The 25,647-nt window shown below is 72.3% G+C and carries 23 protein-coding genes; 16 read left to right on the forward strand and 7 right to left on the reverse strand.

What is annotated here, in order from left to right; translation table 11 throughout:
• The first annotated feature begins 130 nt into the window (after positions 1-130).
• Together ACWDGI_RS03645 and ACWDGI_RS03650 are read left to right on the forward strand one after the other, a co-directional pair.
• The gene (locus ACWDGI_RS03645) at positions 131-988 is read left to right on the forward strand and encodes a PHP domain-containing protein (RefSeq protein ID WP_450754932.1); all 858 of its coding nucleotides are present in this window, start codon (positions 131-133) and stop codon (positions 986-988) included.
• A gap of 138 nt (positions 989-1,126) precedes the next feature.
• A complete protein-coding gene (locus tag ACWDGI_RS03650) occupies positions 1,127-1,732 on the forward strand; it encodes a MarC family protein (protein WP_450754934.1) in 606 nt (201 codons plus the stop codon).
• 178 nt (positions 1,733-1,910) lie between these two features.
• Here the strand turns inward: ACWDGI_RS03650 and ACWDGI_RS03655 are convergent, their stop codons facing one another.
• On the reverse strand, positions 1,911-2,063 hold the full coding sequence (locus ACWDGI_RS03655; protein WP_351704745.1) for a hypothetical protein: 153 nt from the start codon (positions 2,061-2,063) through the stop codon (positions 1,911-1,913).
• Between the two features lie 160 nt (positions 2,064-2,223).
• Between ACWDGI_RS03655 and ACWDGI_RS03660 the strand changes: the two genes are divergently transcribed.
• Positions 2,224-3,126, forward strand: coding sequence for an NYN domain-containing protein (locus ACWDGI_RS03660; RefSeq protein WP_450755300.1), 903 nt, complete (start codon positions 2,224-2,226; stop codon positions 3,124-3,126).
• A gap of 299 nt (positions 3,127-3,425) precedes the next feature.
• On the opposite strand, the gene ACWDGI_RS03665 is transcribed toward ACWDGI_RS03660, so the two are convergent.
• On the reverse strand, positions 3,426-4,313 hold the full coding sequence (locus ACWDGI_RS03665; protein ID WP_450754936.1) for an alpha/beta fold hydrolase: 888 nt from the start codon (positions 4,311-4,313) through the stop codon (positions 3,426-3,428).
• Between the two features lie 172 nt (positions 4,314-4,485).
• A complete protein-coding gene (locus tag ACWDGI_RS03670) occupies positions 4,486-7,020 on the reverse strand; it encodes a DEAD/DEAH box helicase (protein ID WP_450754938.1) in 2,535 nt (844 codons plus the stop codon).
• A 558-nt stretch (positions 7,021-7,578) separates the two neighbouring features.
• On the opposite strand from ACWDGI_RS03670, the gene ACWDGI_RS03675 reads away from it, so the two are divergent.
• Positions 7,579-8,325 (forward strand): ferritin-like fold-containing protein, encoded by a 747-nt coding sequence (locus ACWDGI_RS03675; protein WP_450754940.1) that lies wholly within the window; start codon positions 7,579-7,581, stop codon positions 8,323-8,325.
• A gap of 102 nt (positions 8,326-8,427) precedes the next feature.
• Here the strand turns inward: ACWDGI_RS03675 and ACWDGI_RS03680 are convergent, their stop codons facing one another.
• The 4 genes from ACWDGI_RS03680 to ACWDGI_RS03695 form a co-directional block, all read right to left on the reverse strand.
• Positions 8,428-8,700, reverse strand: coding sequence for a hypothetical protein (locus ACWDGI_RS03680; protein WP_450755302.1), 273 nt, complete (start codon positions 8,698-8,700; stop codon positions 8,428-8,430).
• Positions 8,701-8,874: 174 nt separating this feature from the next.
• Positions 8,875-9,102: a DUF3107 domain-containing protein gene (locus ACWDGI_RS03685; RefSeq protein ID WP_046730492.1), complete on the reverse strand. Its 228-nt coding sequence runs from the start codon at positions 9,100-9,102 to the stop codon at positions 8,875-8,877.
• Between the two features lie 162 nt (positions 9,103-9,264).
• Positions 9,265-9,906, reverse strand: a complete 642-nt coding sequence (locus tag ACWDGI_RS03690; protein WP_360476773.1) for a TetR/AcrR family transcriptional regulator — start codon at positions 9,904-9,906, stop codon at positions 9,265-9,267.
• 166 nt (positions 9,907-10,072) lie between these two features.
• Entirely contained in the window at positions 10,073-10,303 is a 231-nt protein-coding gene (locus ACWDGI_RS03695; RefSeq protein ID WP_450754942.1) for a hypothetical protein, read from the reverse strand.
• A gap of 505 nt (positions 10,304-10,808) precedes the next feature.
• Between ACWDGI_RS03695 and ACWDGI_RS03700 the strand changes: the two genes are divergently transcribed.
• The 12 genes from ACWDGI_RS03700 (at position 10,809) to moeZ (ending at position 25,627) form a co-directional block, all read left to right on the forward strand.
• Positions 10,809-11,801, forward strand: a complete 993-nt coding sequence (locus tag ACWDGI_RS03700) for an alpha/beta fold hydrolase (RefSeq protein WP_450754944.1) — start codon at positions 10,809-10,811, stop codon at positions 11,799-11,801.
• 7 nt (positions 11,802-11,808) lie between these two features.
• Complete coding sequence (locus ACWDGI_RS03705) at positions 11,809-13,464, forward strand: DUF3152 domain-containing protein (protein WP_450754946.1); 1,656 nt, start codon at positions 11,809-11,811, stop codon at positions 13,462-13,464.
• A 56-nt stretch (positions 13,465-13,520) separates the two neighbouring features.
• On the forward strand, positions 13,521-13,613 hold the full coding sequence (locus ACWDGI_RS03710; protein WP_351321593.1) for an Ms4533A family Cys-rich leader peptide: 93 nt from the start codon (positions 13,521-13,523) through the stop codon (positions 13,611-13,613).
• 165 nt (positions 13,614-13,778) lie between these two features.
• Positions 13,779-15,497 carry an ABC transporter substrate-binding protein gene (locus ACWDGI_RS03715; RefSeq protein ID WP_450754948.1) on the forward strand — a complete coding sequence of 573 codons (1,719 nt, stop codon included), beginning with the start codon at positions 13,779-13,781 and terminating at the stop codon, positions 15,495-15,497.
• Between the two features lie 4 nt (positions 15,498-15,501).
• Entirely contained in the window at positions 15,502-16,593 is a 1,092-nt protein-coding gene (locus ACWDGI_RS03720; RefSeq protein WP_450754949.1) for an ABC transporter permease, read from the forward strand.
• Complete coding sequence (locus tag ACWDGI_RS03725; protein WP_450754950.1) at positions 16,590-17,588, forward strand: ABC transporter permease; 999 nt, start codon at positions 16,590-16,592, stop codon at positions 17,586-17,588. The genes ACWDGI_RS03720 and ACWDGI_RS03725 overlap by 4 nt, the downstream gene beginning before the upstream one ends.
• Positions 17,585-19,177 (forward strand): dipeptide ABC transporter ATP-binding protein, encoded by a 1,593-nt coding sequence (locus ACWDGI_RS03730; RefSeq protein ID WP_450754952.1) that lies wholly within the window; start codon positions 17,585-17,587, stop codon positions 19,175-19,177. The genes ACWDGI_RS03725 and ACWDGI_RS03730 overlap by 4 nt, the downstream gene beginning before the upstream one ends.
• A 229-nt stretch (positions 19,178-19,406) precedes the next feature.
• A complete protein-coding gene (locus ACWDGI_RS03735; RefSeq protein ID WP_450754954.1) occupies positions 19,407-21,179 on the forward strand; it encodes a DUF3492 domain-containing protein in 1,773 nt (590 codons plus the stop codon).
• Positions 21,180-21,433: 254 nt separating this feature from the next.
• A complete protein-coding gene (locus tag ACWDGI_RS03740; RefSeq protein WP_450755303.1) occupies positions 21,434-22,507 on the forward strand; it encodes a hypothetical protein in 1,074 nt (357 codons plus the stop codon).
• A 181-nt stretch (positions 22,508-22,688) separates the two neighbouring features.
• Entirely contained in the window at positions 22,689-23,648 is a 960-nt protein-coding gene (locus ACWDGI_RS03745) for an NAD-dependent epimerase/dehydratase family protein (protein ID WP_450754956.1), read from the forward strand.
• Entirely contained in the window at positions 23,636-24,385 is a 750-nt protein-coding gene (locus ACWDGI_RS03750) for a spherulation-specific family 4 protein (RefSeq protein ID WP_450754957.1), read from the forward strand. The genes ACWDGI_RS03745 and ACWDGI_RS03750 overlap by 13 nt, the downstream gene beginning before the upstream one ends.
• A 63-nt stretch (positions 24,386-24,448) precedes the next feature.
• Positions 24,449-25,627 carry an adenylyltransferase/sulfurtransferase MoeZ gene (moeZ, locus tag ACWDGI_RS03755; RefSeq protein ID WP_450754959.1) on the forward strand — a complete coding sequence of 393 codons (1,179 nt, stop codon included), beginning with the start codon at positions 24,449-24,451 and terminating at the stop codon, positions 25,625-25,627.
• The last annotated feature ends 20 nt before the right edge of the window (positions 25,628-25,647 follow it).

Raw genomic sequence — 25,647 nt, forward strand, 5'->3', positions numbered from 1 at the left:
CGTGGAAGCAGGGGCTGCCTGTGACCTGCCTGTACGGGGCACCCCCGGCCTTCGGGTGTGACAGGGCATCCGCTCCCGGCCGCTATCCTTGACGCGTCCCTTCCGTCCCGTCCCGCCTGGAGTCCGCGTCGTGCGTATCGATCTGCACTGCCACTCCACCGCGTCCGACGGTACGGACAGCCCGGCCGAGCTGGTGCGGAACGCCGCCGCTGCCGGGCTCGACGTCGTCGCGCTGACCGACCACGACACCACCCGGGGCCACGCCGAGGCTGTCGCCGCGCTGCCCGAGGGTCTCACCCTGGTCACCGGGGCCGAGCTGTCCTGCCGTATCGACGGCGTCTCCATGCACATGCTGGCCTACCTCTTCGACCCCGAGGAGCCCGAGCTGCTCGCCGAGCGCGAGCTGGTCCGCGACGACCGGGTGCCGCGCGCCCAGGGCATGGTCGCCAAGCTGAACGGGCTGGGCGTGCCGGTCACCTGGGAGCAGGTGCGGCGGATCGCCGGCGACGGTTCCGTGGGGCGCCCGCATGTCGCCTCCGCGCTGGTCGAGCTGGGTGTCGTACCGACCGTGAGCGACGCGTTCACGAAGGAGTGGCTGGCCGACGGCGGGCGGGCCTTCGTGGAGAAGCACGAGACCGACCCCTTCGCGGTGATCCGGCTGGTCAAGCAGGCCGGCGGGGTGTGCGTGTTCGCGCATCCGGCGGCCGCCGAGCGCGGGCGTACGGTGCCCGAGTCGGCGGTCGCCGAGCTGGCCGCGGCCGGCCTCGACGGTATCGAGGTCGACCACATGGACCACGACGCCGACACCCGGGTCCGGCTGCGCGGGCTGGCCGCGGAGCTGGGGCTGCTGGTCACCGGATCCTCGGACTACCACGGCAGCCGCAAGACGGTGGCGCTGGGCGAGTACACGACCGACCCCGAGGTGTACGGGGAGATCACGCGCCGTGCCACCGGCGCGTTCCCCGTCCCGGGGACCGGCGGACGCTGAGGTTCACCCCCGTTCCCCAATTCCCCGCGCGGAGGGTCGGGCCCGCCCCCTCCCGGGCCGGGCTCGCCGGCGCGTGGTGACTCCCATCGCCCTGCGGCACAACCGCCCGCAGCGCCGACCTAGGCACAAGGCTCACGCATGTTCGACGTCGCCGTCTTCGGCTCCCTCTTCCTGACCCTGTTCGTCATCATGGATCCCCCCGGGATCACCCCGATCTTCCTCGCCCTCACCTCCGGCCGGCCCGGCAAGGTCCAGCGGCGGATGGCCTTCCAGGCCGTGTGCGTGGCGGGCGGGGTGATCACCGTCTTCGGGCTCCTGGGCCACCAGATCCTCGACTACCTGCACGTCTCCGTGCCCGCGCTGATGATCGCGGGCGGCCTGCTGCTCCTGCTGATCGCCCTCGACCTGCTCACCGGCAAGAACGACGAGCCGAAGCAGACCAAGGACGTCAACGTGGCGCTGGTGCCCCTGGGCATGCCGCTGCTGGCGGGGCCCGGCGCGATCGTGTCGGTGATCCTCGCCGTGCAGAAGGCGGACAGCGTCTCCGCCCAGGTGTCCGTGTGGGCCGCGATCCTGGCCATCCATGTCGTGCTGTGGCTGGTGATGCGGTACTCGCTGCTGATCATCCGGGTCATCAAGGACGGCGGCGTGGTGCTGGTGACGCGGCTCGCGGGCATGATGCTCTCCGCGATCGCGGTGCAGCAGATCATCAACGGCGTCACTCAGGTGATCAAGGGCGCGTAGCCGGGCGGCCGGACAGACGCGGAACCCCCGCACGGCCTTGTGCCGTGCGGGGGTTCCGAAGACTCTGCGGTGCTCCGCGCGTCGTTGTGTCTCGTGGTGTGTCGTCTGTCGTGGCTCGGGTCTCGTATCCCTTACGAGGCTCTGGTGCTCGTCTCTTACGAGGCCTGGTGCTCGTCTCTTACGAAGCCTGGTTCTCGGCCGGTCGGATCCACAGTCGCTGCCCGATGGCGGCGGCCTGCTGGACGATCCTGTTGACGGAGGCGGCGTCCACGACGGTGCAGTCCACGGTGGTGCCGTCGACTTCGTCCAGTCGCCTGATTTCGAAGCGCATCTGCCTCTCCCTTCGTCTTGGTTCCTCTCAGTCAACGGCTTGCGTGTTACAAACATTCCCTTGGCTAAAGAAAATTTTCGAACGCCTAATTACCGACCGGTAAGAGTCGTCCGGGAGACTGACCGGGACCGGTTGTGTTCGCAGCGTGACCGCCGGGACAATGGAGGCGATGAACGACGACCTCGCCGCCCTCCAGGCCCGCATCGATCGCACGAACGAGCTGCTCACCCGCATGCTCGCCGAAGTGGCGAAGACCCCTTCGACACACGCGATCTTCGTCGACGCGGGCTACCTCTACGCGGCCACGGGCCGGCTCGTCGCAGGGACGGAGGACCGCCGCGCCTTCGACCTCGACGCCGAGGGCCTGATCGAGGCGCTCATCGACAAGGCACGCCAGATCTTCGCGGACAGCCGGCTGCTGCGCGTCTACTGGTACGACGGCGCCCGCCGCCGCATCCACACCGCCGAGCAGCAGACCATCGCCGAACTGCCCGACGTCAAGGTCCGGCTGGGCAACCTCAACGCCAACAACCAGCAGAAGGGCGTCGACTCCCTGATCCGTACGGACCTCGAGTCACTCGCCCGGCACCGCGCCATCAGCGACGCGGCCCTGCTCGGCGGCGACGAGGACCTGGTCTCGGCGGTCGAGGCGGCCCAGGGCTACGGCGCCCGTGTCCACCTCTGGGGCATCGAGGCGCCCGAGGGCCGTAACCAGGCCGAGCCGCTGCTCTGGGAGGTCGACAGTCAACGCACCCTCGACCTCGAGTTCTTCAAGCCGTACGTCGCCCGGCGCACCGCCCACGCCTACGAGGCCGGCGGCACCAGACCCAGCCGGGAGGACGTCCGTTTCGTCGGCGCGCAGATCGCCGCGAAGTGGCTGTCCTCGCGGGGCAGTGAGGCGCTCGTCGAGTTGCTGCCCGGCCACCCCTACCTGCCGGGCCCGGTCGACCAGGACCTCCTCGTCGAGGCCGAGGGCCTGCTCCAGTACTCCCTGCGCGGCCAGGCCGACCTGCGCCGAGCCCTCCGGGACGGCTTCTGGGAACACCTTCAGACGCAGTACTAGCCGTTCGCGACGAGGGCCCGTCCGGCGGACAGGGCCACAGGAAACCAGCGGTGCCAGGCCCCCGCGGCTGGGCATGCGGCGTGATCCGCCCCCCCGTTCGCGGCCTTGTCCGCACCCCGGCGTTCGGGGCCTTGTCCGCACCCCGCAGCTGCGGCACGCGGCGTGATCCGGCCCCCCCCCGCGTTCGCGGCCTTGTCCGCACCCCGGCGTTCGGGGCCTTGTCCGCACACCGCGGCTGCGGCACGCGGCGTGATCCGCCCCCCCCGCGTCCGCGGATGATCCGACGGACACGACACGTCCTAGGCGTTCGCGCCGTCCCAGAAGGCGGCGATCGCCTCGGCGGTGGGGGCCGGCCGGTCGGTGTTGGGGGAGTGCTCGGCACCCGCGATGACCGTCCGATGCGCGTGCAGCCGTAGCGCCATCTCGTCCAGCAGCGGCACCGGCCAGGTGTCGTCCCGCGCCCCCGACAGCACGTGGAACGGCAGCGGTACGGCGGCGAGTTCGTCGACGCGGTCCGGCTCGGTGCACAACTGGCGTCCAGCAGCCAGGAGTTGGGCCGGCTTGTTGCCCAGCCAGCGGCGCCGCAGATCCTCCTGGTCCTCCTGGTGGGCCTGATCCTCCGAGTCGCCCTCGACCAACTCCTCCGGCGCCTCCATGGCCTGCATGGCCTCCCACACCTCGGGCATCGGCAGCACCGCGAGCGCGTCCCGCAGCAGCTTCACCCGCTGCTGCTGGGGCACGGAGATCTGCGCCGGGCCCGAGGACATCAGCGTCAGCGAGCGGAACGGCGTGTGGTCGAGGAGCACGGCCGCGCGCGCGATCTGACCGCCGAGGGAGTGCCCCAGCAGGTGCACGGGCCGGCCGTCGCCGACCGCGGCCGCCTGCGCGAGCACGTCCCGCGCCAACTCCTCCTGGGCGTACGCCGATTCGTCGTCCTCCGGACCGTCCGACTCGAACTGCCCACGGCCGTCCACCGCGACGGTCCGGTACCCGCGCGCACCCAGAGCCTCGTGCAGCGGGTTGAAGTCCTCCTTGCTGCCGGTGAACCCGGGCAGCAGCAGCGCGGTCCCCTTGGACTCGGTCCCGGCGGCCGGGGGTGCGTCGATGACGGCGAACTCACCTCGCGCGGTGGCGAGCGCGTACGCGCGCGCACCGACGGGCGGGACAAAGGAACGAGGCCTGCTCATGGGGAGAGGTTATCCGTCGCACCGCAACGCCCCGGAAGCCGGCGGATGAATCCCGCGACGGCGGTGGGCGGCGGAGGCGCGGCGGTGGGTGGTGGGCGGCGGAGGCGCGGCGGGCCGGGAACGCCGAACGGCCCGGTCCACACAGGGTGGGCCGGGCCGTTCGGTGAGGTGCTCAGGCCTCGGGAGCCGCCGCGGCGGCCTTCCGGGTCCGGCGGGCCTTCGGCTTCGCCTCCGCGTCGGCCGCGTCGGCGGTGCCGACCGCCTCGACGGGCTCGGCCGCCTTGCGGGTGGTACGACGCCTCGGCTTGACCTCAGGCTCCTCGCTGGCCTGCGCCGGAATCTCCGCACCGGCGGCAGCCGCCGTCTTGCGGGTCCGGCGCGGCTTGACCTCGACGCCTTCGACGGTGTCGACGGCGGCCTTCCGGGTCCGGCGCGGCTTGACCTCGGCGACCTCGGCGACCTGCGCGGTCTCCGGGGCAGCAGCTGCCGTCTTGCGGGTCCGGCGCGGCTTGGCCTCGGTGGCCTCGGCCGTGTCCACCGCCGTCTGGGCGGCGGCCGCGGTCTTGCGGGTGCGGCGGGGCTTGGCCTCGGCGGTCTCGGCGGTCTCCGGGGCGGCGACCGTCTCGGTGGCGGCGGCCGTCTTCCGGGTCCGGCGCGGCTTGGCCTCGGTGGCCTCGGCCGTGTCGACGGCCGCTGCCGTCTTGCGGGTACGGCGCGGCTTGGCGACCTCCGCCTCTGTCACGGCCTCGGCCGTCGCCGGAGCGGCGGCAGCGGCCTTGCGGGTGCGGCGGGGCTTGGCCTCGGTGGCCTCGGCGGTGTCGACGGCCGCTGCGGCGGCGGCTGCCGTCTTGCGGGTCCGGCGCGGCTTGGCCTCGGTGGCCTCGGCCGTGTCCACCGCCGTCTGGGCGGCGGCGGCCGTGGTCTTGCGGGTGCGGCGCGGCTTGGGCTCCTCGGCGACCTCGGGCTCCGGCGCCGTCACCACGGCCTCGGCCGGCTCAGCGGCCTTGCGGGTGCGGCGGCGGACCGGCGTCACCGGGGCCTCGACGGCCTCGACGGCCTGGATGGTCTCGGCGGTCTCCTGCGGAGCCTCCGTGACCTCGGCCGGCGTCACCGCGGCCTCCGCGGACTTGCGGGTCCGACGGCGACGCGGCTTCTCCGGAGCGACGGTCTCCACCACGGCCTCGACGGTCTCCACGACCGCCTCGGGCGTCACGGTCTCCGGGGCGGCGGCCGCCACCGGCTGCTCCGGCGACGCCCCGCCGCGCGTACGGCGACGACGGCGCGGGGTGCGGGAACCCGCGGGCTCCGACGCCGTGACGGACTCGGCGGCGGGGGACGCGGACTCGGCGACCGGCGCCGAGGACGTCGTACCGGATGCCGCGTCCAGCGCCGAACCGGCGCGGGTGCGACGGCGGCGACGCGGGGTGCGGGCCGAACGCTCGCGCTCCTCGGGGCGCGCCGCGCCCCGGTCGCGACGGTCGTCCCGGCCACCGCGACCGCGGCCACCACGGCCGCCGGTCTCGCCCAGGTCCTCCAGCTCCTCCGCCTCGAGCCCGGCCCGGGTGCGCTCGGAACGCGGCAGGACACCCTTGGTGCCGGCCGGGATCTTGAGCTCCTCGAAGAAGTGCGGAGAGGTCGAGTAGGTCTCCACCGGCTCGGGGAAGCCCAGCTCCAGCGCCTTGTTGATGAGCTGCCAGCGCGGGATGTCGTCCCAGTCGACGAAGGTGATCGCCGTACCCTTCGCGCCCGCGCGGCCCGTACGGCCGATGCGGTGCAGGTACGTCTTCTCGTCCTCGGGGGACTGGTAGTTGATGACGTGGGTGACGCCCTCGACGTCGATGCCGCGCGCGGCCACGTCGGTGCAGACGAGGACGTCCACCTTGCCGTTGCGGAAGGCGCGCAGCGCCTGCTCGCGGGCGCCCTGGCCGAGGTCGCCGTGGACCGCGCCGGAGGCGAACCCGCGGTGCTGGAGCTGTTCGGCGATGTCGGCGGCCGTGCGCTTGGTCCGGCAGAAGATCATCGCCAGTCCGCGGCCTTCGGCCTGCAGTATGCGGGCGATCATCTCCGGCTTGTCCATGGAGTGCGCGCGGTAGACGAACTGCTTGGTGTTCGCGACGGTCGCGCCCGTGTCGTCCGGCGCGGTGGCGCGGATGTGCGTGGGCTGCGACATGTAGCGGCGGGCGAGACCGATGACCGCGCCCGGCATGGTCGCCGAGAACAGCATCGTCTGGCGCTTGGCCGGAAGCATGTTGATGATCTTCTCGACGTCGGGCAGGAAGCCCAGGTCGAGCATCTCGTCGGCCTCGTCCAGGACGAGCGACTTGATGTGCTTCAGGTTCAGCTTCTTCTGGCCCGCGAGGTCCAGGAGCCGGCCCGGGGTGCCGACGACCACGTCGACGCCCTTCTTCAGGGCCTCGACCTGCGGCTCGTAGGCCCGGCCGCCGTAGATGGCGAGCACGCGCACGTTACGGACCTTGCCGGCCGTCAGCAGGTCGTTGGTGACCTGGGTGCAGAGCTCGCGCGTGGGGACGACGACGAGCGCCTGCGGTGCGTCGGTGAGGGCCTCGGGGGCGGCGCGTCCGGCCTCCACGTCGGCGGGGACGGTCACGCGCTCCAGGAGCGGCAGACCGAAACCGAGGGTCTTGCCGGTGCCGGTCTTGGCCTGGCCGATGACGTCGGTGCCGGACAGGGCGACCGGGAGCGTCATCTCCTGGATGGGGAAGGGGTTGATGATGCCGACGGCTTCCAGGGCCTCGGCGGTCTCGGGAAGGATCCCGAGTTCTCGAAACGTCGTAGTCAGGGTGCTGCCTCTTCTGTGTGTCGCGGTCCGAGGCGAGCGCGGGGGTCTTTGACGGACCGTGCCGGGGGACGTCGGCTGCCTTACGGCCGCCGTGTGGGGCACGCCGTATGACACGGGACCTCTACCAACGCTCTAGCGCTCGTACCGCTGAGGTGTCCCTCCGGTCGTCGTACGCGATGTGCCGTACGCGCCGGGAGGGCTGTCGGGTCGGAGCCGATCGGGCCACCGACCGGGCATCCTCATACGTGCGGCCTGTCGAGGTACGTCCGAATACGACGGCGTACCAGCAGGCGCATTACCACCATACCCCGGAATCGTGCACATGCGATGGCCGATTCGGTCACGTCGTGGTAGTCACAGTGGTTGACCAGCGGGTTCTCGGTTACTTGTCCGGGACTTCTCGGGGCTTCCCCGAGAAGACCGGGGCATTCCCCGGGGCTTCCCGGAGGCCGCGGGCGGGCTATTGTGCGCTTCATGACGAGCTCTGACAAGCCTGAGACCGCCTCCGCCGAACCGACCGGTGTCGCCGCCCAGGACTGGGCGCAGGCGGCCGCCGACCCGCAGTACCGTGCCGCGGTCGTGGACCTGCTCGGCGCCCTCGCGTACGGCGAGCTCGCGGCGTTCGAGCGCCTCGCGGAGGACGCCAAGCTGGCGCCCTCGCTGGTGGACAAGGCCGAGCTGGCGAAGATGGCGTCGGCCGAGTTCCAGCACTTCGAGCGGCTGCGGAACCGGCTGACGGAGATCGGCGAGGACGCGACGCAGGCGATGGAGCCGTTCGTCGCGGCCCTCGACGGCTTCCACCGGCAGACGGCGCCGTCGGACTGGCTGGAAGGCCTCGTCAAGGCGTACGTCGGCGACTCGATCGCCAGCGACTTCTACCGGGAGGTCGCGGCCCGGCTGGACACGGACACGCGCGAGCTGGTGCTCGCCGTGCTCGACGACACCGGGCATGCCGGGTTCGCCGTGGACAGGGTGCGGGCGGCCATCGACGCCGACCCTCGTGTGGGGGGCCGGCTGGCGCTGTGGGCGCGGCGGCTGATGGGGGAGGCGCTGTCGCAGTCCCAGCGGGTGGTCGCCGACCGGGACGCGCTGTCGACCATGCTGGTGGGCGGGGTGGCCGACGGGTTCGACCTCGCCGAGGTGGGGCGGATGTTCTCGCGGATCACCGAGGCGCACACGAAGCGGATGGCTGCGCTGGGCTTGGCCGCCTAGCGCTCCGCCTGGTGGGGCAATCAGGGGGAGTTGCGCGGCTGCGGCTGCGGCTGCGGGTGCGTGGTGGCTGGTCGCGCAGTTCCCCGCGCCCCTTCGGGGGCGCTACGCCGGGATTGATCGTCGGCGCAGGTGGCGGCCCGCCGGGCGGAGCAGCAGCGAGAGGGAGGCCGCCGCGACGATCGCGGCACCCAGAAGGCTCACCAGGACCGTGTCGGGGCCGAGCGCGCTGTGGGTGACGAAGTCGCCGAAGAGGGCTCCCGCGACACCCGTGGAGAACACCAGGGGGCGGGCCGGAAGACGGTGGGAAAGGCGGCTGGCCGCGGCCCACGAAAGGGCCAGGCCGAGCAGTGCGGATCCTAGGACTTCCAGCAGCATCACGAGGGGTCCCTCCCACGGCCGGCCGGTGCTTCACGGTCGTAGGCCGTCATACCCGTGACCTGCGGAATGCAATCCTCCTCTGTGGGTGACTTGTGGGCCGGATGTGGAGAGCGGACATGACGGAGGGGCCCGTCGGACAGACGTCCGACGGGCCCCTCCGTGCTGCTGTGGCTAGACCGCGCTGAAGCCCACCTTGCGCACCGTCGGCTCGCCGAGCTCGATGTACGCCAGGCGGTCCGTCGGGACCAGCACCTTGCGGCCGCGCTCGTCCTCGAGGGACAGCACCTGCGACTTGCCGGCCAGCGCGTCGGCGACGAGGCGCTCGACCTCCTCGGCGTTGAGACCGCTCTCCAGCACGATCTCGCGGGGCGCGTGCTGCACGCCGATCTTGACCTCCACGGCTATGTCCCTCCGACGGTCAGTTAAGTGCGCGACCTTCCGCGCCGTACGCTGCACACATTAGCCCGGTAAGGGGACGTACACGCTGCGGGCGTGCACGCCAGGAGCGAACAGCGAACGGGAATTCCGTGCCGACAGGCCCGCGACGCCTCAGTGGTGGCCTCAGTGGTGGTCGGTGCCGTGCAGCGGGAAGCCGGCGATGCCCCGCCAGGCCAGCGAGGCCAGCAACTGCACCGCCTGGTCGCGCGGGACGCTGCGGTCGCTGTGCAGCCAGGAGCGCGCCACCACCTGGGCGAGGCCGCCGAGGCCGGAGGCCAGCAGCATCGACTCGGCGCGCGAGAGACCGGTGTCCTCGGCGATCACGTCGCAGATCGCCTCGGCGCACTCGGTGGTGACCTTGTCGACGCGCTCGCGCACCGCGGGCTCGTTCGTCAGGTCGGACTCGAAGACGAGGCGGAAGGCGCCGCCGTCGTCCTCGACGTACGCGAAGTACGCGTCCATGGTCGCCCGGACGCGCTGCTTGTTGTCGGTCGTCGACGCGAGCGCGCCGCGCACCGCATGGATCAGGGCGTCGCAGTGCTGGTCCAGCAGGGCCAGGTAGAGGTCGAGCTTGCCCGGGAAGTGCTGGTAGAGCACCGGCTTGCTGACACCGGCGCGTTCGGCGATGTCGTCCATCGCGGCCGCGTGATACCCCTGCGCGACGAAAACTTCCTGGGCGGCGCCCAGCAACTGGTTCCGACGGGCACGGCGCGGCAGGCGCGTGCCCCGCGGGCGCGCCGCCTCTGTCTGCTCGATGGCTGTCACGCCGCCTCCCAAAATCGTCCACATGCGGATTACGCCGCCCGGCCATCGTACTTTTCGGTAACCGTGCTGTGCGCGGTGCGAGCGCAGAATTTCACGTACCGGACGACGGCGAAAGCCGCACCGGGAAATGCGGACAGGCCAGACGGACCCACCGGAGCCTTCGCGGTCAGCGGTAGTCCTCCTCGTCGAGGGAGACCACGCGCGCCTGTTCGATGAGATCGGCCTCGTTCGCGCGGTCCTCGTCCACGCCGGTGAGCGCGTCGTCACGGGACGGCGCGACGTCCGTGTGCTGCTCGGCTGCATCGCCCTCGGGGGCCTCGACGTCGATCTCCGGGGCGTCCTCCGCCTCCAGTCGCAGATCGTCGAGCATGTCGGGGTCGGTGGGGTCATAGGCCATCGTGGGCTCCCTTCCATCGAATGTCCCTGGCAGAAGCAGGGGGCCATAAACGGGTGCCCTCTTTATGAGCCTAGGAGACAGCGGTTGCGGACGCTATGCCGTCGACGGCCGTTCTGTGCCGTCGACAGCGGTCCGCCTCCATGCCGTCGACCGCCGGCCGTACGGCCGCACCGACGGCTTGCCGAAGTTTGTCGACGAGTTGTCGGCGGCCGGTCGCCGACGGGCCGGTGGCCGGCCCGCGGATCGTCGGCGGTCGGGCGTCAGGCGTCGGGCGTCGGGCGTTAGGCGTCGGGTGTCGGGCGTCGGGTGTCGGGTGTCGGGTGTCGGGCCGTCCGCGGTCGGCGCCGGAGGGCCGTGCGTGGTGTGGCGCGGCGGCTCACCCTTCTCGTGGCCCGGCGGCTCGTCTTGTGGTCCGGCGGCCCGCCCTGTGGCGCGATGGCTCGCCGGGCGGTTCTGTGATGGCGAACACACGAATCACTGTGTGATCGTCTCGTAACATTGGCCCATGTCTTCGACCGAGCTGCCCTCAGTGCCGCCCACCAGCGTGCTGTCGAAGGCGGCGGCCGTCAGAGTCGCGGAGGGCGAGCGGCTGCGGACGGTCGGGCTGCCCGGCGTCACCCTCACGGTCCGGTCCAGGCCGCCCGCGCGCGCGGGTCTGCCGCCCGCGCTGTACGTCCACGGGCTCGGCGGCTCCTCGCAGAACTGGTCGGACCTGATGCAGCGGCTCGAAGGCGTCGTCGACGGCGAGGCGGTCGACCTGCCGGGCTTCGGCGACTCCCCGCCACCGGACGACGGCGACTACTCCGTCACCGGGCACGCGCGCGCGGTCATCCGCTACCTCGACGCGGTCGGCCGCGGTCCGGTCCACCTCTTCGGCAACTCGCTCGGCGGCGCGGTCAGCACCCGCGTCGCCGCCGTCCGCCCCGACCTGGTCCGCACGCTCACACTCGTCTCACCGGCCCTGCCCGAACTGCGCGTGCAGCGCACGGCCATGCCGACGGTGCTGCTGGGCCTGCCCGGCGTCGCCGGACTGCTCACCCGCGCGACCGGCAAGTGGACCGCCGAACAGCGGGTACGGGGCGTGCTGGCCCTCTGCTACGGCGACCCCGGCCGGGTCACGCCCGAGGCGTTCGAGTACGCGGTGGAGGAGCTGGAGCGGCGGCTGCGACTGCCGTACTTCTGGGACGCGATGGCGCGGTCCGCGCGCGGGATCGTCAATGCCTACACCCTGGGCGGCCAGCACGGGCTCTGGCGCCAGGCCGAGCGCGTCCTCGCCCCGACCCTGCTGATCTACGGCGGCCGCGACCAGCTGGTCGGCTACCGCATGGCCCAGAAGGCCGCGCGTAGCTTCCGCCACTCCCGGCTGCTGTCCATGCCGGACGCCGGGCATGTGGCGATGATGGAGTACCCGGCGACGGTGGCCGGGGCGTTCCGTGAACTGCTGGCGGAGGCCGACGGGTCGGGCGCCGGTGCGGTCGCGCCGGGCGTGGGGAGCTGAGGGGCGGGTGGGACGTCACAGCCGCCGTGGTCCGGCCCCCAGAGGCGATGTCGGGGACATAACCGGCATAAGTACGAGCCGGAACAGCGACCCGAGGAAGGGCGAGCGCGAAGGCACCGGGCCGGTACCCCGCCCGACCCAGGGCACGCCTCAAACAGGTCCCCCGCGCGCGCCGGACGGCACGCCCGCGCGTGGGATGCCGCGCCAGCCGGACGGCACGCCGGCTCAAGGGGTGCCGCGGCTGCCGGACGGTACGCCGGTGGGCGGAGTGCCGCGGTTCGCGGACGGTACGCCCGCCCGTGGTTTCCCGCGCTCGGCGAACCGCGCGCCGGCTCAAGGCGGCCCGCGCCCACCGGACGGCACGCCCGCGCACGGGATGCCCCGGTTCCCGGACGGGACGCCTGCCCACGGTGTGCCTCGGTTGCCGGACGGTACGCCTGCCCACGGTGTTCCCCGATTGCCGGACGGTACGCCTGCCCATGGTGTGCCCCAGTCCCGTGGCGGTCATCCCCAGCAGCGGGAAGCCGGCGGTGGCTGGGGTGAGGTAGGCGGACAGGCCGGTGCCGCCGCTTCCGGGGCGGCCGGGCCGTCCATACCTCGGCAGCGGCGGGGCGGCCCCGGTATGCCCCGGCAGGACTACCTCGACGCCTTCGGCGAGGACACCGACGTCTTCACGCCCCGCCCCGGCGCGGGTACCGGCATCGGAGGCCGGCGCGCGGAAACGTATCCGCCCTCCGGCCCGGCTGCCTCCCTGCTCGACTCCGGCCCCCACACCTCCGCGCTCGCCGCCGAGCCGTACGGCGGCGCCGGCGACGACGACGCGCCGCCCACCGGCGAACCCGCGCAGCCCAGGGGCGGCAAGGGGCGGGCCCTCACCGGCGTGGCGGCCGCCGCCGTCACCACCGTGCTCGCGGTGATCGTCGCCGGGCAGGTCGCCGACGGCGGTGACAGTGGCGTACGGTCCCAGTCGGCCGCCGGCGACGCGCGGGTCACCGACGGTGCCGCCTCGCGCGGCAACGGCCGTACGACACCGTCCGTCTCCGCCTCGCCCCGCGTGGCGACGCTCTCGTACGAGCAGGCGATGGGCAAGAAGTACCCGCTCGGCGCCAAGCTGGCCGGATCCGGGAAGTTCGACGCCGTGCCCGGGGTCGCCAAGGCACCCGGCAAGGGGCGGAAGTACACCTACCGTGTCGACGTGGAGCAGGGGCTGGGGCTGGACGGCGAACTGTTCGCCGCGGCCGTGCAGAAGACGCTCAACGACGACCGCAGCTGGGCCCACGACGGCGCCCGCACCTTCGAGCGCGTCTACTCCGGCAAGCCCGACTTCGTGATCACCCTTGCCAGCCCGGGCACCACCGCCAAGTGGTGCGCCAAGTCCGGCCTCGACACGACCGAGGACAACGTGTCGTGCGACTCGGCCGCCACCGAACGCGTCATGATCAACGCGTACCGGTGGGCGCAGGGCAGCAAGACGTACGGCGACAAGATCCACGCCTACCGGCAGATGCTGATCAACCACGAGGTCGGCCACCGGCTCGGCTACGGCCATGTGACCTGCGACAAGGACGGCGGTCTTGCGCCGGTCATGCAGCAGCAGACCAAGTTCCTCGACCACGACGGAATCCACTGTCTGCCCAACCCCTGGCCGTACCCCGAGAGTTGACAGGTGGCGCATACATCACATTGACATGGGCAGAAAGTTCATACATATTTCTGGGCATGTCGTCCCTTCACGCCTCCGCGCGCGCCGCCATCGAGCTGGCGCTCATCGGTGTGACCGCGCTCTGCGTGGCCGACATTCACTGTCGCTGACCCTCGCCCCTGGGCGTTCGCGTCGCGATCTTTCTCCCTCGCCGTGACTCGGTCACGGCTCTTTCGACGACCTGACGCCCGGGCAGACGTCTGTTCACTTTCGTCTCACTCCTCGTCAATCTGTCTCATCAACCGAGACTCGCCTTCCGAGAGGTCGTCATTCCGATGCGTCAACCGTCCGCCACAGCGCGCCGCCTGGCCGTGGCATCCGTCAGCCTGGTCGTGGCAGCCGGAGCCGTCGCCTGCGGCCCGAAGGACAACGATGCCAAGGGCTCCGGTGGCGACTCCACGCCGCACAAGGGCGGCACGCTCACGGTCCTGAACTCCGACCCCCAGTCGGACTTCGACCCCGCCCGCCTGTACACCTCCGGCGGCGGCAACGTGCCCTCCCTGGTCTTCCGTACGCTCACCACCCGCAACCGCGCGAACGGCGCGGCCGGCGCCAAGGTAGTCCCCGACCTGGCCACCGACACCGGCCGTCCCAACAAGGACGCGACCGTGTGGACGTACACCTTGAAGAAGGGCCTCAAGTACGAGGACGGGACCGCGATCACGTCCGCCGACATCAAGTACGGCATCGAGCGCTCCTTCGCCCCCGAACTCTCCGGCGGCGCGCCCTACCTGCGGGACTGGCTGGTGGGCGCCGCCGACTACCAGGGGCCGTACAAGGACAAGAAGGGGCTCTCGGCGATCGAGACGCCGGACAGCCGCACGATCGTCTTCCACCTGAACAAGCCCGAGGGCGAGTTCCCGTTCCTGGCCACGCAGACGCAGTTCACGCCCGTCCCGAAGGCCAAGGACACGGGCACCAAGTACGAGGAGCACCCGGTCTCGTCCGGCCCCTACAAGGTCGTGAAGAACGAGAACGACGGTGAGCACCTGCTGCTGGAACGGAACACCTACTGGTCGTCGGCCGTCGACGACCAGCGCAAGGCCTACCCGGACAAGATCGACGTCAAGTCCGGGCTCGACTCCTCGGTGATCAACCAGCGGCTGTCGGCGTCCCAGGGGACGGACGCCGCCGCGGTCACCACGGACACCAACCTCGGCCCGGCCGAGCTCGCCAAGGTGACCGGCGACAAGGAACTCGCCTCGCGTGTGGGCACCGGACACTTCGGCTACACGAACTACATAGCGTTCAACCCGAAGGTCAAGCCGTTCGACAACCCCAAGGTGCGGCAGGCGATCTCGTACGCCGTCGACCGGTCGTCCGTGGTCAACGCGGCGGGCGGCAGCGCGCTGGCCGAGGCCGCCACCACCTACCTGCCCAACCAGAAGTCCTTCGGCTACACGCCGTACGACCTCTTCCCCGCGGGCGATACCGGCAACGCGGCCAAGGCCAAGGAACTGCTGAAGGAAGCGGGCTACCCGAACGGGCTCACCGTCACGCTGACCCACGACAACGCCCAGAACTTCAAGACCAGCCCCGAGATCGCGACCGCCATCCAGGACGCCCTCAAGAAGGCCGGCATCACGGTCAAGCTCCAGGGTCTGGAGGACAACAACTACTCCGACACGATCCACAACGTGAAGACCGAGCCGGGCTTCTTCCTCTCCGCGTGGGGTGCCGACTGGCCCTCCGGCGGTCCCTTCCTCGCCCCGATCTTCGACGGCCGGCAGATCGTCAAGGACGGCGCGAACTTCAACTCGGCCCAGCTCAACGATGCTTCGGTCAATGCCGAGATTGACGCGATCAACAAGTTGACCGACCTTGACGCGGCCGCCCAGCGCTGGGGCGCACTGGACAAGAAGATCGGCGCGCAGGCCCTGACCGTGCCGCTGTTCCACCCGGTCTACAAGCGCCTGGTCGGCAAGGACATCAAGAACGTCGTGATCAGCGACTGGACCGGTGTCCTGGACATCTCCCAGGTCTCGGTGAAGTAGCGCCGTGAGCGAGGCACTTCTCGCCGCCCAGGCCCCCGAGGCGCCCGCCTCGGGGGCCTCGGGGGCTCGTCAGTTCTGGCGGCGGCTGCGCACACAGCGCGCCGCCCTCGTCGCGGCCGCCGTCGTCGCGCTGCTCGTCCTGGTCGCACTCGCCGCGCCGCTGCTCACCGCGCTGGAGGGCCAGGACCCGACCACCTACCACCCGTCGCTCATCGACTCCGCGCGCGGTGGCGTCCCGATCGGCTCCCTCGGCGGCATCAGCGGCGACCACTGGCTGGGCGTCGAACCGCAGACCGGGCGCGACCTGTTCGCGCGGCTGGTGTACGGGGCCCGGGTCTCCCTGGGCGTCGCGCTGGCCGCGACCACCGTGCAGGTCGTCCTCGGCGTCATCGTGGGAGTCACGGCAGCGCTCGGCAACCGATGGGTTGATCAACTGTTGAGCCGGGTCACCGACATCATCGTCGCCATGCCGCTGATCATCATGGCGCTGGCGCTGCTGGCCGTCGTGCCCGGCAGCTTTCCGCGGCCGGTCCTGGTCTCGCTCATCATCGGCTTCGTCGCCTGGGGCACCATCGGCAAGATCACGCGGGCCGCGACGCTCTCCCTGAAGAACCTCGACTACGTGGCCGCCGCGCGGCTCAGCGGCTGGAGCACCTGGCGGATCGCCCGCCGGGAACTGCTGCCCGGTCTCGCCGCGCCCGTCATCACCTACGCGGCGCTCATGGTGCCGGCCAACATCTCCATCGAGGCCTCGCTGTCCTTCCTCGGCGTCGGCGTGAAGCCCCCGACCCCGTCCTGGGGACAGATGCTGACCTCCGCCAACATCTGGTACCAGGCGGCCCCGCAGTACCTGCTGCTGCCGGCCGGCGCCCTGTTCGTGACCGTGCTCGCGCTCACCGTGCTCGGCGACGGCATCCGCACGGCCCTCGACCCGCGGTCGGCCTCCCGGCTGCGCGTCGGCACGGGTCGCAAGCAGGAGGCGAAGGCGGCCACCGCGACGCAGACGGCGGCCACGGCCGCCGCGAAGGAGACGGCGGCCACGGCCGCCGCGAAGGAGACGGCGGACACGGCCGCCGCGAAGGAGACCCAGTCATGACCGGCTTCGCCGGATTCGCGCTGCGCCGTGCCGTCGGCGCGGTGATCACCCTGCTGGCCATCTCGGTGATCGTCTACGTCGTCTTCTACGTCACCCCCGGCGACGTCGCCCAGATCACCTGCGGCCCGCGCTGCTCGCCGGAACAGGTGCACCAGGTCTCCCAGCAGCTCAGGCTCGACGACCCGCTGTACCTGAGGTACTGGCACTTCCTGTCGGGCATCTTCGCCGGCCAGGACTACTCGACCGGCACATCTGTCGCGCACTGCTCGGCGCCCTGCCTCGGACTCTCGTACCAGAGCGACCAGCAGGTCACCCAGATCATCCTGACCAAGCTGCCGGTCAGCCTGTCCCTGGTGATCGGCGCCATGGTGCTCTGGCTGATCCTCGGGGTCGGCACCGGCATCCTCTCCGCCTGGCGGCGCGGCCGGTTCACCGAACGCGCCCTGACCGGCCTCACCCTGGCGGGCATGTCGACGCCGGTCTTCGTCATCGGGCTCGTCCTGATGATCGTGATCTGCGGACAACTGGAGCTGCTGCCGTTCCCGGAGTACGTGTCCTTTTCGGACGACCCCGAGCAGTGGGCCTGGAACCTGCTGCTGCCGTGGTTCACCCTGGCGCTCGCCGAGGCGGCCTACTTCGCCCGGATGACCCGGGCGTCGATGCTGGAGACGCTCGCCGAGGACCACATCAGGACCTTCCGGGCCTACGGCGTGGGCGAACGGTCGATCGTCGGCCGGCACGCCCTGCGCGGCGCCCTGGCACCGATCATCGCCCTGAACGCCAACGACTTCGGCAGTGCCGTGGGCGGCGCCGTCCTCATCGAGACCCTCTTCGGCCTTCCCGGCATCGGCCAGGAACTCGTCCACGCCGTCACCGTGGTCGACCTGCCCGTCGTCGTCGGCATGGTCCTGGTCATCGGCTTCTTCGTGGTCCTCGCCAACGCCGTCGCCGACGTGCTCTACGCGGTGGCCGACCGACGGGTGGTACTGGCATGAGTCTCGTCCAAGTCACTGATCTGACCGTCGAGTTCGGCGACCTGCGGGCCGTGGACGGACTCTCCTTCGAACTGGCGGCGGGCACCGCCCTGGCGCTGGTCGGCGAGTCCGGTTCCGGCAAGTCCACGGTCGCCTCGGCACTGCTGGGCCTGCACCACGGCACGGGGGCGAAGGTCGGCGGCACGATCCAGGTCGCCGGCACCGACGTACAGGCCGCCACCGACGACGAACTGCGACGGCTGCGCGGTGCCAAGGCGGCGATGGTCTTCCAGGACCCGCTCTCCTCCCTCGACCCGTACTACGCGATCGGCGACCAGATCGCCGAGGTGTACCGCGTGCACACGCGCGTGTCGCGACGGGCCGCACGCGCGCGTGCCGTGGAGGTCCTGGACCGGGTGGGCATCCCGGACGCGCCCCGCCGGTCCCGGTCCCGCCCGCACGAGTTCAGCGGCGGCATGCGCCAGCGCGCGCTGATCGCCATGGCGCTCGCCTGCGAGCCCGACCTGCTGATCGCCGACGAGCCCACCACCGCCCTCGACGTCACCGTCCAGGCCCAGATCCTCGACCTGCTGCACACCCTGCGCGTCGAGACCGGCATGGGCCTGCTGCTCGTCACGCACGACGTGGGCGTCGCCGCCGAGAGCGTCGACCAGGTGCTCGTCATGCGGCACGGGCGCGTGATCGAGCAGGGCCCGGTCGCCGCCGTGCTCGGGGCGCCCGCGCAGCCGTACACCCGCGAACTGCTCTCCGCCGTCCCGCGCGTGGACGCGGTGCGCGCGCCCTCACAGGCGTCCGAGGAGGTCGTGCTGGAGGCGTCCGGTCTGCGGCGCGAATTCGGGCGCGGCAAGGGGACGTTCGCCGCGGTGGACGACGTGTCGCTCTCCGTCCACCGGGGCGAGACCCTCGGCATCGTGGGCGAGAGCGGCAGCGGCAAGACGACGCTCGGCCGGATGCTGGTCGGACTGCTGGAGCCGACGGCGGGAGAGGTGCGTTACGAGGGGCACGCGCGCGTGGGCGTGCGGCCGGCCGTCCAGATGGTCTTCCAGGACCCGGTGTCGTCCCTCAACCCCCGGCGCAGCGTGGGCGAGTCGATAGCCGACCCGCTGCGCGCCGGGGGCGAACGGGACCAGGGGCGCATCCGGCGGCGCGTGATCGAACTGCTGGAGCGGGTAGGGCTCGAAGGGGCGCACTACGAGCGCTATCCGCACGAGTTCAGCGGTGGCCAGCGCCAGCGCGTGGGCATCGCGCGGGCGCTCGCGGCCGACCCGCGCGTCATCGTCTGCGACGAGCCGGTCTCCGCGCTGGACGTCACCACCCAGGCCCAGGTCGTCGCCCTGCTCGGTGAGCTCCAGCGCGAACTCGGCCTGGCGCTCGTCTTCGTCGCCCACGACCTCGCCGTCGTCCGTCAGGTCAGCGACCGGGTCGCGGTGATGCGCCGCGGCCGGATCGTCGAGACCGGACCCGCCGACGAGGTCTACGACAGCCCCCGGGACCCGTACACCCGGCAACTGCTCGCCGCCGTACCCGCCCTCGACCCCGAGGCCGCGGCCCGGCGCCGGGCGGCCCGGCGGGAACTGGCGTCGGCGTGACGTTTCAGCAGCTCCCGGGAGACAACCCGATGTGACGTTTCGCTGTCGATTGATCTCTTAGCGCGACCGAACGCGAAGCGCACGGGAAAGTTACGACCGTTCACCCCTTTTGGTGGCGCGATGGACAACCGTCCGTCGCGCCACCGCCTTGTCCGCATACGTTCGTCCCGCTGCGAGCCACCGAGGCAACGGTGGCTCCCCATACGGGAGATCGATCGGGGGTGCACACGTGCGCATCGGACTGCTTACGGAGGGTGGCTATCCGTATGTGAGCGGTGACGCCAGACTCTGGTGCGACCGGCTCGTGCGCGGGCTCGGGCAGCACGAGTTCGACCTCTACGCGCTCAGCCGCAGCAGGCGTCAGGAGGACGAGGGCTGGCTTCCGTTGCCGCCGCACGTCAGCCGGGTACGGACGGCGCCCCTGTGGACCGCAGAGGAGGACGGGGTCGCGTACGGCCGGCGCGCGCGCCGGCGCTTCGTCGAGAGCTACGGGGAGCTGGCGGCGGTGCTGTGCGCCGGTCCGGGCGTCGGCGGGCCGGACGGTGTGGGCCTGGACGGAGCGGACGGCGCGAACGGTGCGGACGGCTCCGGTGCCGGACCCGGCCATCTGGCGGACCGTTTCGGCAGCGCGCTCTACGGACTCGCCGAACTCGCCCGTGACGAGGGCGGACTGGTCGGCGCACTCCGCTCCGACAGCGCCGTGCGCACCCTGGAGCGCGCCTGCCGCGCACCCGGCGCACTCGGTACGGCGCGCGAGGCGCGCGTGCCGGATCTGCTCGCCGTCGCCGCGCACCTCGAACGCGCCCTGCGCCCCCTCTCGCTCGACTGGTACGACGACGACGGCCTCGGCGCCACCGACCTCTGCCACGCCACCGCCGGCGGCCCGGCCGCCCTGCCCGGCCTGCTCGCGCGCCACTTCTGCGACGTGCCGCTGCTGGTCACCGAGTACGGCGTGCAACTGCGCTCGCACTACCTCGCCTCCGGCCCCGACGCGGCGACCCCCGCCGTGCGCGCCCTGCTCGCCGCGTTCCACGGCCGGCTCGCCGCCGAGGTCTACGGCCGCGCCGCGATCATCACCCCCGGCAACGCGCACGCCCGCCGCTGGCAGGAGCGCTGCGGCGCCGACCGCGCCCGTATCCGCACCGTCCACCCGGGCCTGGAGGCCGCCCGCTTCGCCGAGGTCGGCGAGGCGCCGGACCGGGCCGACCCGGACACGCTCGTGTGGGTCGGCCGGACAGAACCGTCCAAGGACCTGGTCTCGCTGCTGCACGCCTTCGCGGAGGTCCGCAAGGAGGAGCCCAAGGCGCGGTTGCGGGTCGTGGGCGCCCCGGCGGGACCGGAGGGCCGGGCCTACCTTGGCCACTGCAAGGCGCTCGCCGCCCAGCTCTTCCCGGACGAGGCCGAAGGAGTGCACGCCGTGGGCGACAACCCGGTCGCCTTCGAGGAGATCGGAGGCCCGGAGGCACCGACCCTCGCCGACGCCTACGCGTCCGGATCGGTCGTCGTCCTCTCCAGCGTCGTCGAGGGTTTCCCGGTCGGCCTCGTCGAGGCGATGCTCTGCGCCCGCCCGACCGTCTCCACCGACGTCGGCGCCGTGGTGGAGGTCATCGGCGGCACCGGTCTCGTCGTACCCCCGCGCAATCCGCGGGCGCTCGCGGAGGCGTGCGTGGCGCTGCTGCGCGACCCCGAGCGCCGTGAGCGCCTCGGAGCCGCGGCACGCGCCCGGGCGCTCGAACTGTTCACCGTCGAGCAGAACGTCGCGGCATTTCACGGCATTTACCTGGAGATCGTCTCGCACTGCCCGGTGCGCCGGGTCGTCCTCGACGAGGCCGGCGAGCCGCTGCCGTTCGCCGCTCCCGCCGAGGCCCATGTCCCCGGCCGCTGGACCGGTCCGACGGCCCGCGTCGTGAGCCGGGGCGGCCCCGGCTGGGCCCTGGGCGCCGCACCGCGGCCGACCCCGGTACGGGCGACGCCGCTCGCGGCGCCGGAGGGTGCCCTGTGAACGGCGACGAGGACGACGCCGTGAACGGCGGGCCGGGCGAGCTGGACCGGCCCGAGCGCCCCGGCGGGGCCGACGCCTGGGACGCGCGGTCGGAGGAATGGCTCCTGGGCACGGCGGACGACGGCTCGGAAGGCGCCCTGTCCCGGAGTGGGGCCGGGGATTCGGCCGCGGTCGCCGGCGGGGGCTACACCCGGACCGCCCCGGGCACAGCGGGCAGCCGGGGACCCTCCCCGCGTCGAGGCGCCGCCGATCCCGTGAAAGCGCTGATGCACCGCCACCGCGCCCTCTGCGAACAGGCCGTCGACCCGCTGGAGATCGCGGCCGGCCTCGAAGCGCACGGCGTCACCGACCGGACCGCCGCCCGCTTCCGGCACCGTGACGTCTTCTCGCTCGCCGAGGAGCTCTACGCGCGCGTGCCCCGCGACGGCGACCCGCGTCCGCGCCCGGAAGCGGCGCCCGCGCCCCGCGTGCGCGCCGACTGGGCGCTGCTCACCCTCCTGCCGGGCGCGGTCGGCGCGGCGGTGGTGACCGGCGTACGGCTCACCGAGGGGCGCCCCCGCCTCCTGACGGCGGCCGTCGGCCTGCTCGCCCTCGCCCTGGCCGTGGGCCTGGCCCTGCGCCGCGGCCCCCTCGCCTGGCCTGCCCGCCCCCTCGCCCGGCACACCGTGACCGGCACGCGCGCGTGGACCTGCTGGCTCCTCGCCTACGCCCTCCTCGGCAACGGCCTCCTGCGCGCCATCCTGGACGGCGGCCCCGACGGCCTCCCGACCGGCGCCGCGCACGGCCCCTGGCCGGTGACCACCGCGCCCGTCCTGGCCCTCACCCTGGCCTGCGCCCCCGCCGCCTGGAGCGCCCATCTCTTCACGGTGGGCGCCCGCCGCAGGCTCACGGGCAGCCGGGGCCTGGAGGAGTTCGCCGGCTCCGTACAGCCGCTGCTGCTCGGCACGTTCGCCCTCTACCTGGGCGTCCTCACCGTCCTGCTCGCCGTGTGCGGCGCCGCCCTCGGAGAACCCGCCGGCTACCCGGAGGCCCTCACCCTGGGCGCCCTCCTGCTGCTCGCCCGCCTCCTGACCGTCCACAACGTGCCGCAGCGCCCCGCCCTCGCCCTCGCCGCCGCCGCCGAAGCGGCCGCCGTGGGGCTGGTCCTGGCCGGCCGGCTGCCCGGCTGCGCCTTCCTCGCGACCCCTGTCGACGCCGTGGCCGGCGCCTGGGGCGCGGGCGGTGTCCCGGCACTCGTCTGCGGCGTCGCGGCCCTGGCGCTGCTGTTCCAGGCGACCCGCACTCTCACCCGGGCCTCGGCCCACGCGCCGACGGGAGACCCCGAGTGAGCAGAGCCGCCGTTCTCTTCGCCTGCCTCGCCGTGCCGTCGCGGCGGCACGCGCCCGGCATCCCGCCGGAGGCAACCGCACCACCCCTTGAAGGAGACCGCCAGATGACCACCTCCCGACCCGGACCCGGAGCGTCCGGAACCACCGGAGTCGCCGGAGCGCACACCCCGGGAGCCACGCGATGAGGGTTCTGCTGATCGGAGCCAACGGATACCTCGGCCGCTTCGTCGCCGACCGGCTGCTCGCCGACCCGGCCGTCCAGCTCACCGCGCTCGGCCGCGGCGACGACGCCGACGTCCGCTTCGACCTCGCCACCGGCAGTCCCGGTGCGCTCACCCGCTTCCTCGACGCGGTCCACCCGGGCGTCATCGTGAACTGCGCCGGCGCCACCCGTGGCGGTGCCCGGGAACTCACCCGGCACAACACCGTCGCCGTCGCCACCGTCTGCGAGGCCCTGCGCCGAAGCGGCTGCGGCGCCCGCCTGGTGCAGATCGGCTGCGGCGCCGAGTACGGCCCGAGCCAGCCCGGCTCCTCCACGGCCGAGGACGCCGTACCGCGCCCCGGTGGCCCGTACGGCGTCAGCAAGCTCGCCGCCACCGAACTGGTCCTCGGGTCGGGCCTGGACGCCGTCGTGCTGCGCGTCTTCTCGCCCGCCGGGCCCGGCACCCCGGCCGGCTCCCCGCTCGGCCGCCTCGCCGAAGCCATGCGCCGTGCCATGCAGTCCGGCGACGGCGAACTCAAACTCGGCGGCCTCGGCGCCCAGCGCGACTTCGTCGACGTACGCGACGTCGCCCGCGCCGTCCACGCGGCCTCGCTCTCCGCCGCCCAGGGTGTCATCAACATCGGCTCCGGCCGCGCCGTCCGCCTCCGCGACGCCGCCGCCGTCCTCGCCCGGGTCGCCGGATACGGCGGCGCCCTGCACGAACTCGACGGCCCGCCCGGCCCGATGCGCAGCCCCATCGGCCACCCCCGCCTGGACCCCGACCACGCGGCCCCGGTCGCCTACCCGTACCCGGACGGCTGCGGCAGCTGGCAACAGGCCGACGTGCGCTGCGCCCGCGACCGGCTCGGCTGGCGGCCCCGTATCAACCTCGAAGAGTCCCTCGCGGACATCTGGATGGAGGCGGCATGCCGCATCTGACCAGCACCAGATCGGGTGCCGCGGCCACCGGCGTCCGCACCGCCTTCGGCATCCCCGGCTACGCCCACCCCCTCCTCGCCCCGGCGCAGTGGGCCGAACTCACCCGCCCGGGCACCCCTTTGCGCTGGGTCGTCCTCAACGTGGCGAACGGTCCCGGCAGCCGCCCCGACCCGCACTGCCTGGAAGCAGTCGGCAGGCTCCGCAACGCGGGCGTCCGCGTCTTGGGCCGCCTGGACACCACCTACGGCGCACGCCCCCACGGCGACCTGGTCCTCGACGCCCGCCGCTATCACGACTGGTACCGCGTCGACGGCTTCCTGCTGGAGCGCTGCCCCGGCGAACGCACGGCGCTCCCCGAGATCCGCCGAGCCGTCGCCACGCTCCGCACCATCGGTGACGCCCCCCACATCGTCCTCGGTCACGGCACCCACCCCCATCCGGGCTACGCGGAGAACGCCGACCAGCTGGTGACCTTCGCCGGCTCGTGGAGCGACTACCGCTGGTCGCACGTCGCCGAGTGGACCGCGGACTACCCGCCGGACCGCTTCTGCCATTTCGTGCACGGCATACCCCGCGGTCACCTCGACGAGGCACTGCGCATCGCCCGCTGGCAGGGCGCCGCGACCATCTACTTCACGGACCGCACGGATCACGGCGGCCGCGTGGACCCCTGGGAGAACATGCCCGGCTACTGGGACGACATCGTCTCGCGGGTCGGGACAGGTGTCTCGGAATGAAGATGGCCATGGCAGTGTTACACGGAGAACATCTGTAGTGATTGACCGACCAACGGAGTCCCCGTGTCGCTGCCACCCCTGGTCGAGCCAGCCTCTGAGCTCACCGTAGACGAGGTCCGCAGGTACTCCCGCCACCTGATCATCCCCGATGTCGGGATGGACGGGCAGAAGCGGCTGAAGAACGCCAAGGTGCTCTGTGTGGGCGCCGGCGGCCTGGGCTCGCCGGCGCTGATGTACCTCGCCGCGGCCGGTGTCGGCACCCTCGGCATCGTGGAGTTCGACGAGGTCGACGAGTCGAACCTGCAGCGCCAGATCATCCACAGCCAGGCCGACATCGGCCGCTCCAAGGCCGAGTCCGCCCGCGACTCCGTCCTCGGCATCAACCCGTACGTGAACGTGGTCCTTCACGAAGAGCGGCTCGAGGCCGAGAACGTGATGGACATCTTCAGCCAGTACGACCTGATCGTCGACGGCACGGACAACTTCGCCACCCGCTACCTGGTCAACGACGCCTGCGTGCTGCTGAACAAGCCGTACGTCTGGGGCTCGATCTACCGCTTCGACGGCCAGGCCTCGGTCTTCTGGTCCGAGCACGGTCCCTGCTACCGCTGCCTCTACCCGGAGCCCCCGCCGCCGGGCATGGTCCCCTCCTGCGCCGAGGGCGGCGTGCTGGGCGTGCTCTGCGCGTCCATCGGCTCCATCCAGGTCACCGAGGCCATCAAGGTCCTCACCGGCACCGGCGAGCCCCTCGTCGGCCGCCTGATGATCTACGACGCCCTGGAGATGCAGTACCGCCAGGTGAAGGTCCGCAAGGACCCGAACTGCGCGGTCTGCGGCGAGAACCCGACCGTCACCGAGCTCATCGACTACGAGGCCTTCTGCGGCGTCGTCTCCGAGGAGGCCCAGCAGGCGGCCGCCGGCTCGACGATCACTCCCAAGCAGCTCAAGGAGTGGATCGACGACGGCGAGAACATCGAGATCATCGACGTCCGCGAGCCGAACGAGTACGAGATCGTCTCCATCCCGGGCGCCAAGCTGATCCCGAAGAACGAGTTCCTGCTCGGCACCGCCCTGGAGGGCCTGCCCCAGGACAAGAAGATCGTCCTGCACTGCAAGACGGGTGTCCGCAGTGCGGAGGTCCTCGCGGTCCTGAAGTCCGCGGGCTTCGCGGACGCCGTGCACGTCGGCGGCGGCGTGATCGGCTGGGTCAACCAGATCGAGCCGGAGAAGCCGGTCTACTGATCGCGGTCTTTGCGACGGGC

It is taken from the genome of Streptomyces sp. NPDC001220, assembly GCF_053597895.1.

Excerpts from the sequence above, each read along its gene's own strand:
- ACWDGI_RS03650 (WP_450754934.1), top strand. The coding sequence starts at position 1,127 with ATGTTCGACGTCGCCGTCTTCGGCTCCCTCTTCCTGACCCTGTTCGTC.
- ACWDGI_RS03655 (WP_351704745.1), bottom strand. The coding sequence starts at position 2,063 with ATGCGCTTCGAAATCAGGCGACTGGACGAAGTCGACGGCACCACCGTG.
- ACWDGI_RS03660 (WP_450755300.1), top strand. The coding sequence starts at position 2,224 with ATGGAGGCGATGAACGACGACCTCGCCGCCCTCCAGGCCCGCATCGAT.
- ACWDGI_RS03665 (WP_450754936.1), bottom strand. The coding sequence starts at position 4,313 with ATGAGCAGGCCTCGTTCCTTTGTCCCGCCCGTCGGTGCGCGCGCGTAC.
- ACWDGI_RS03670 (WP_450754938.1), bottom strand. The coding sequence starts at position 7,020 with ATGACGCTCCCGGTCGCCCTGTCCGGCACCGACGTCATCGGCCAGGCC.
- ACWDGI_RS03680 (WP_450755302.1), bottom strand. The coding sequence starts at position 8,700 with ATGCTGCTGGAAGTCCTAGGATCCGCACTGCTCGGCCTGGCCCTTTCG.
- ACWDGI_RS03695 (WP_450754942.1), bottom strand. The coding sequence starts at position 10,303 with ATGGCCTATGACCCCACCGACCCCGACATGCTCGACGATCTGCGACTG.
- ACWDGI_RS03700 (WP_450754944.1), top strand. The coding sequence starts at position 10,809 with ATGTCTTCGACCGAGCTGCCCTCAGTGCCGCCCACCAGCGTGCTGTCG.
- ACWDGI_RS03710 (WP_351321593.1), top strand. The coding sequence starts at position 13,521 with ATGTCGTCCCTTCACGCCTCCGCGCGCGCCGCCATCGAGCTGGCGCTC.
- ACWDGI_RS03715 (WP_450754948.1), top strand. The coding sequence starts at position 13,779 with ATGCGTCAACCGTCCGCCACAGCGCGCCGCCTGGCCGTGGCATCCGTC.
- ACWDGI_RS03725 (WP_450754950.1), top strand. The coding sequence starts at position 16,590 with ATGACCGGCTTCGCCGGATTCGCGCTGCGCCGTGCCGTCGGCGCGGTG.
- ACWDGI_RS03730 (WP_450754952.1), top strand. The coding sequence starts at position 17,585 with ATGAGTCTCGTCCAAGTCACTGATCTGACCGTCGAGTTCGGCGACCTG.
- ACWDGI_RS03745 (WP_450754956.1), top strand. The coding sequence starts at position 22,689 with ATGAGGGTTCTGCTGATCGGAGCCAACGGATACCTCGGCCGCTTCGTC.
- ACWDGI_RS03750 (WP_450754957.1), top strand. The coding sequence starts at position 23,636 with ATGCCGCATCTGACCAGCACCAGATCGGGTGCCGCGGCCACCGGCGTC.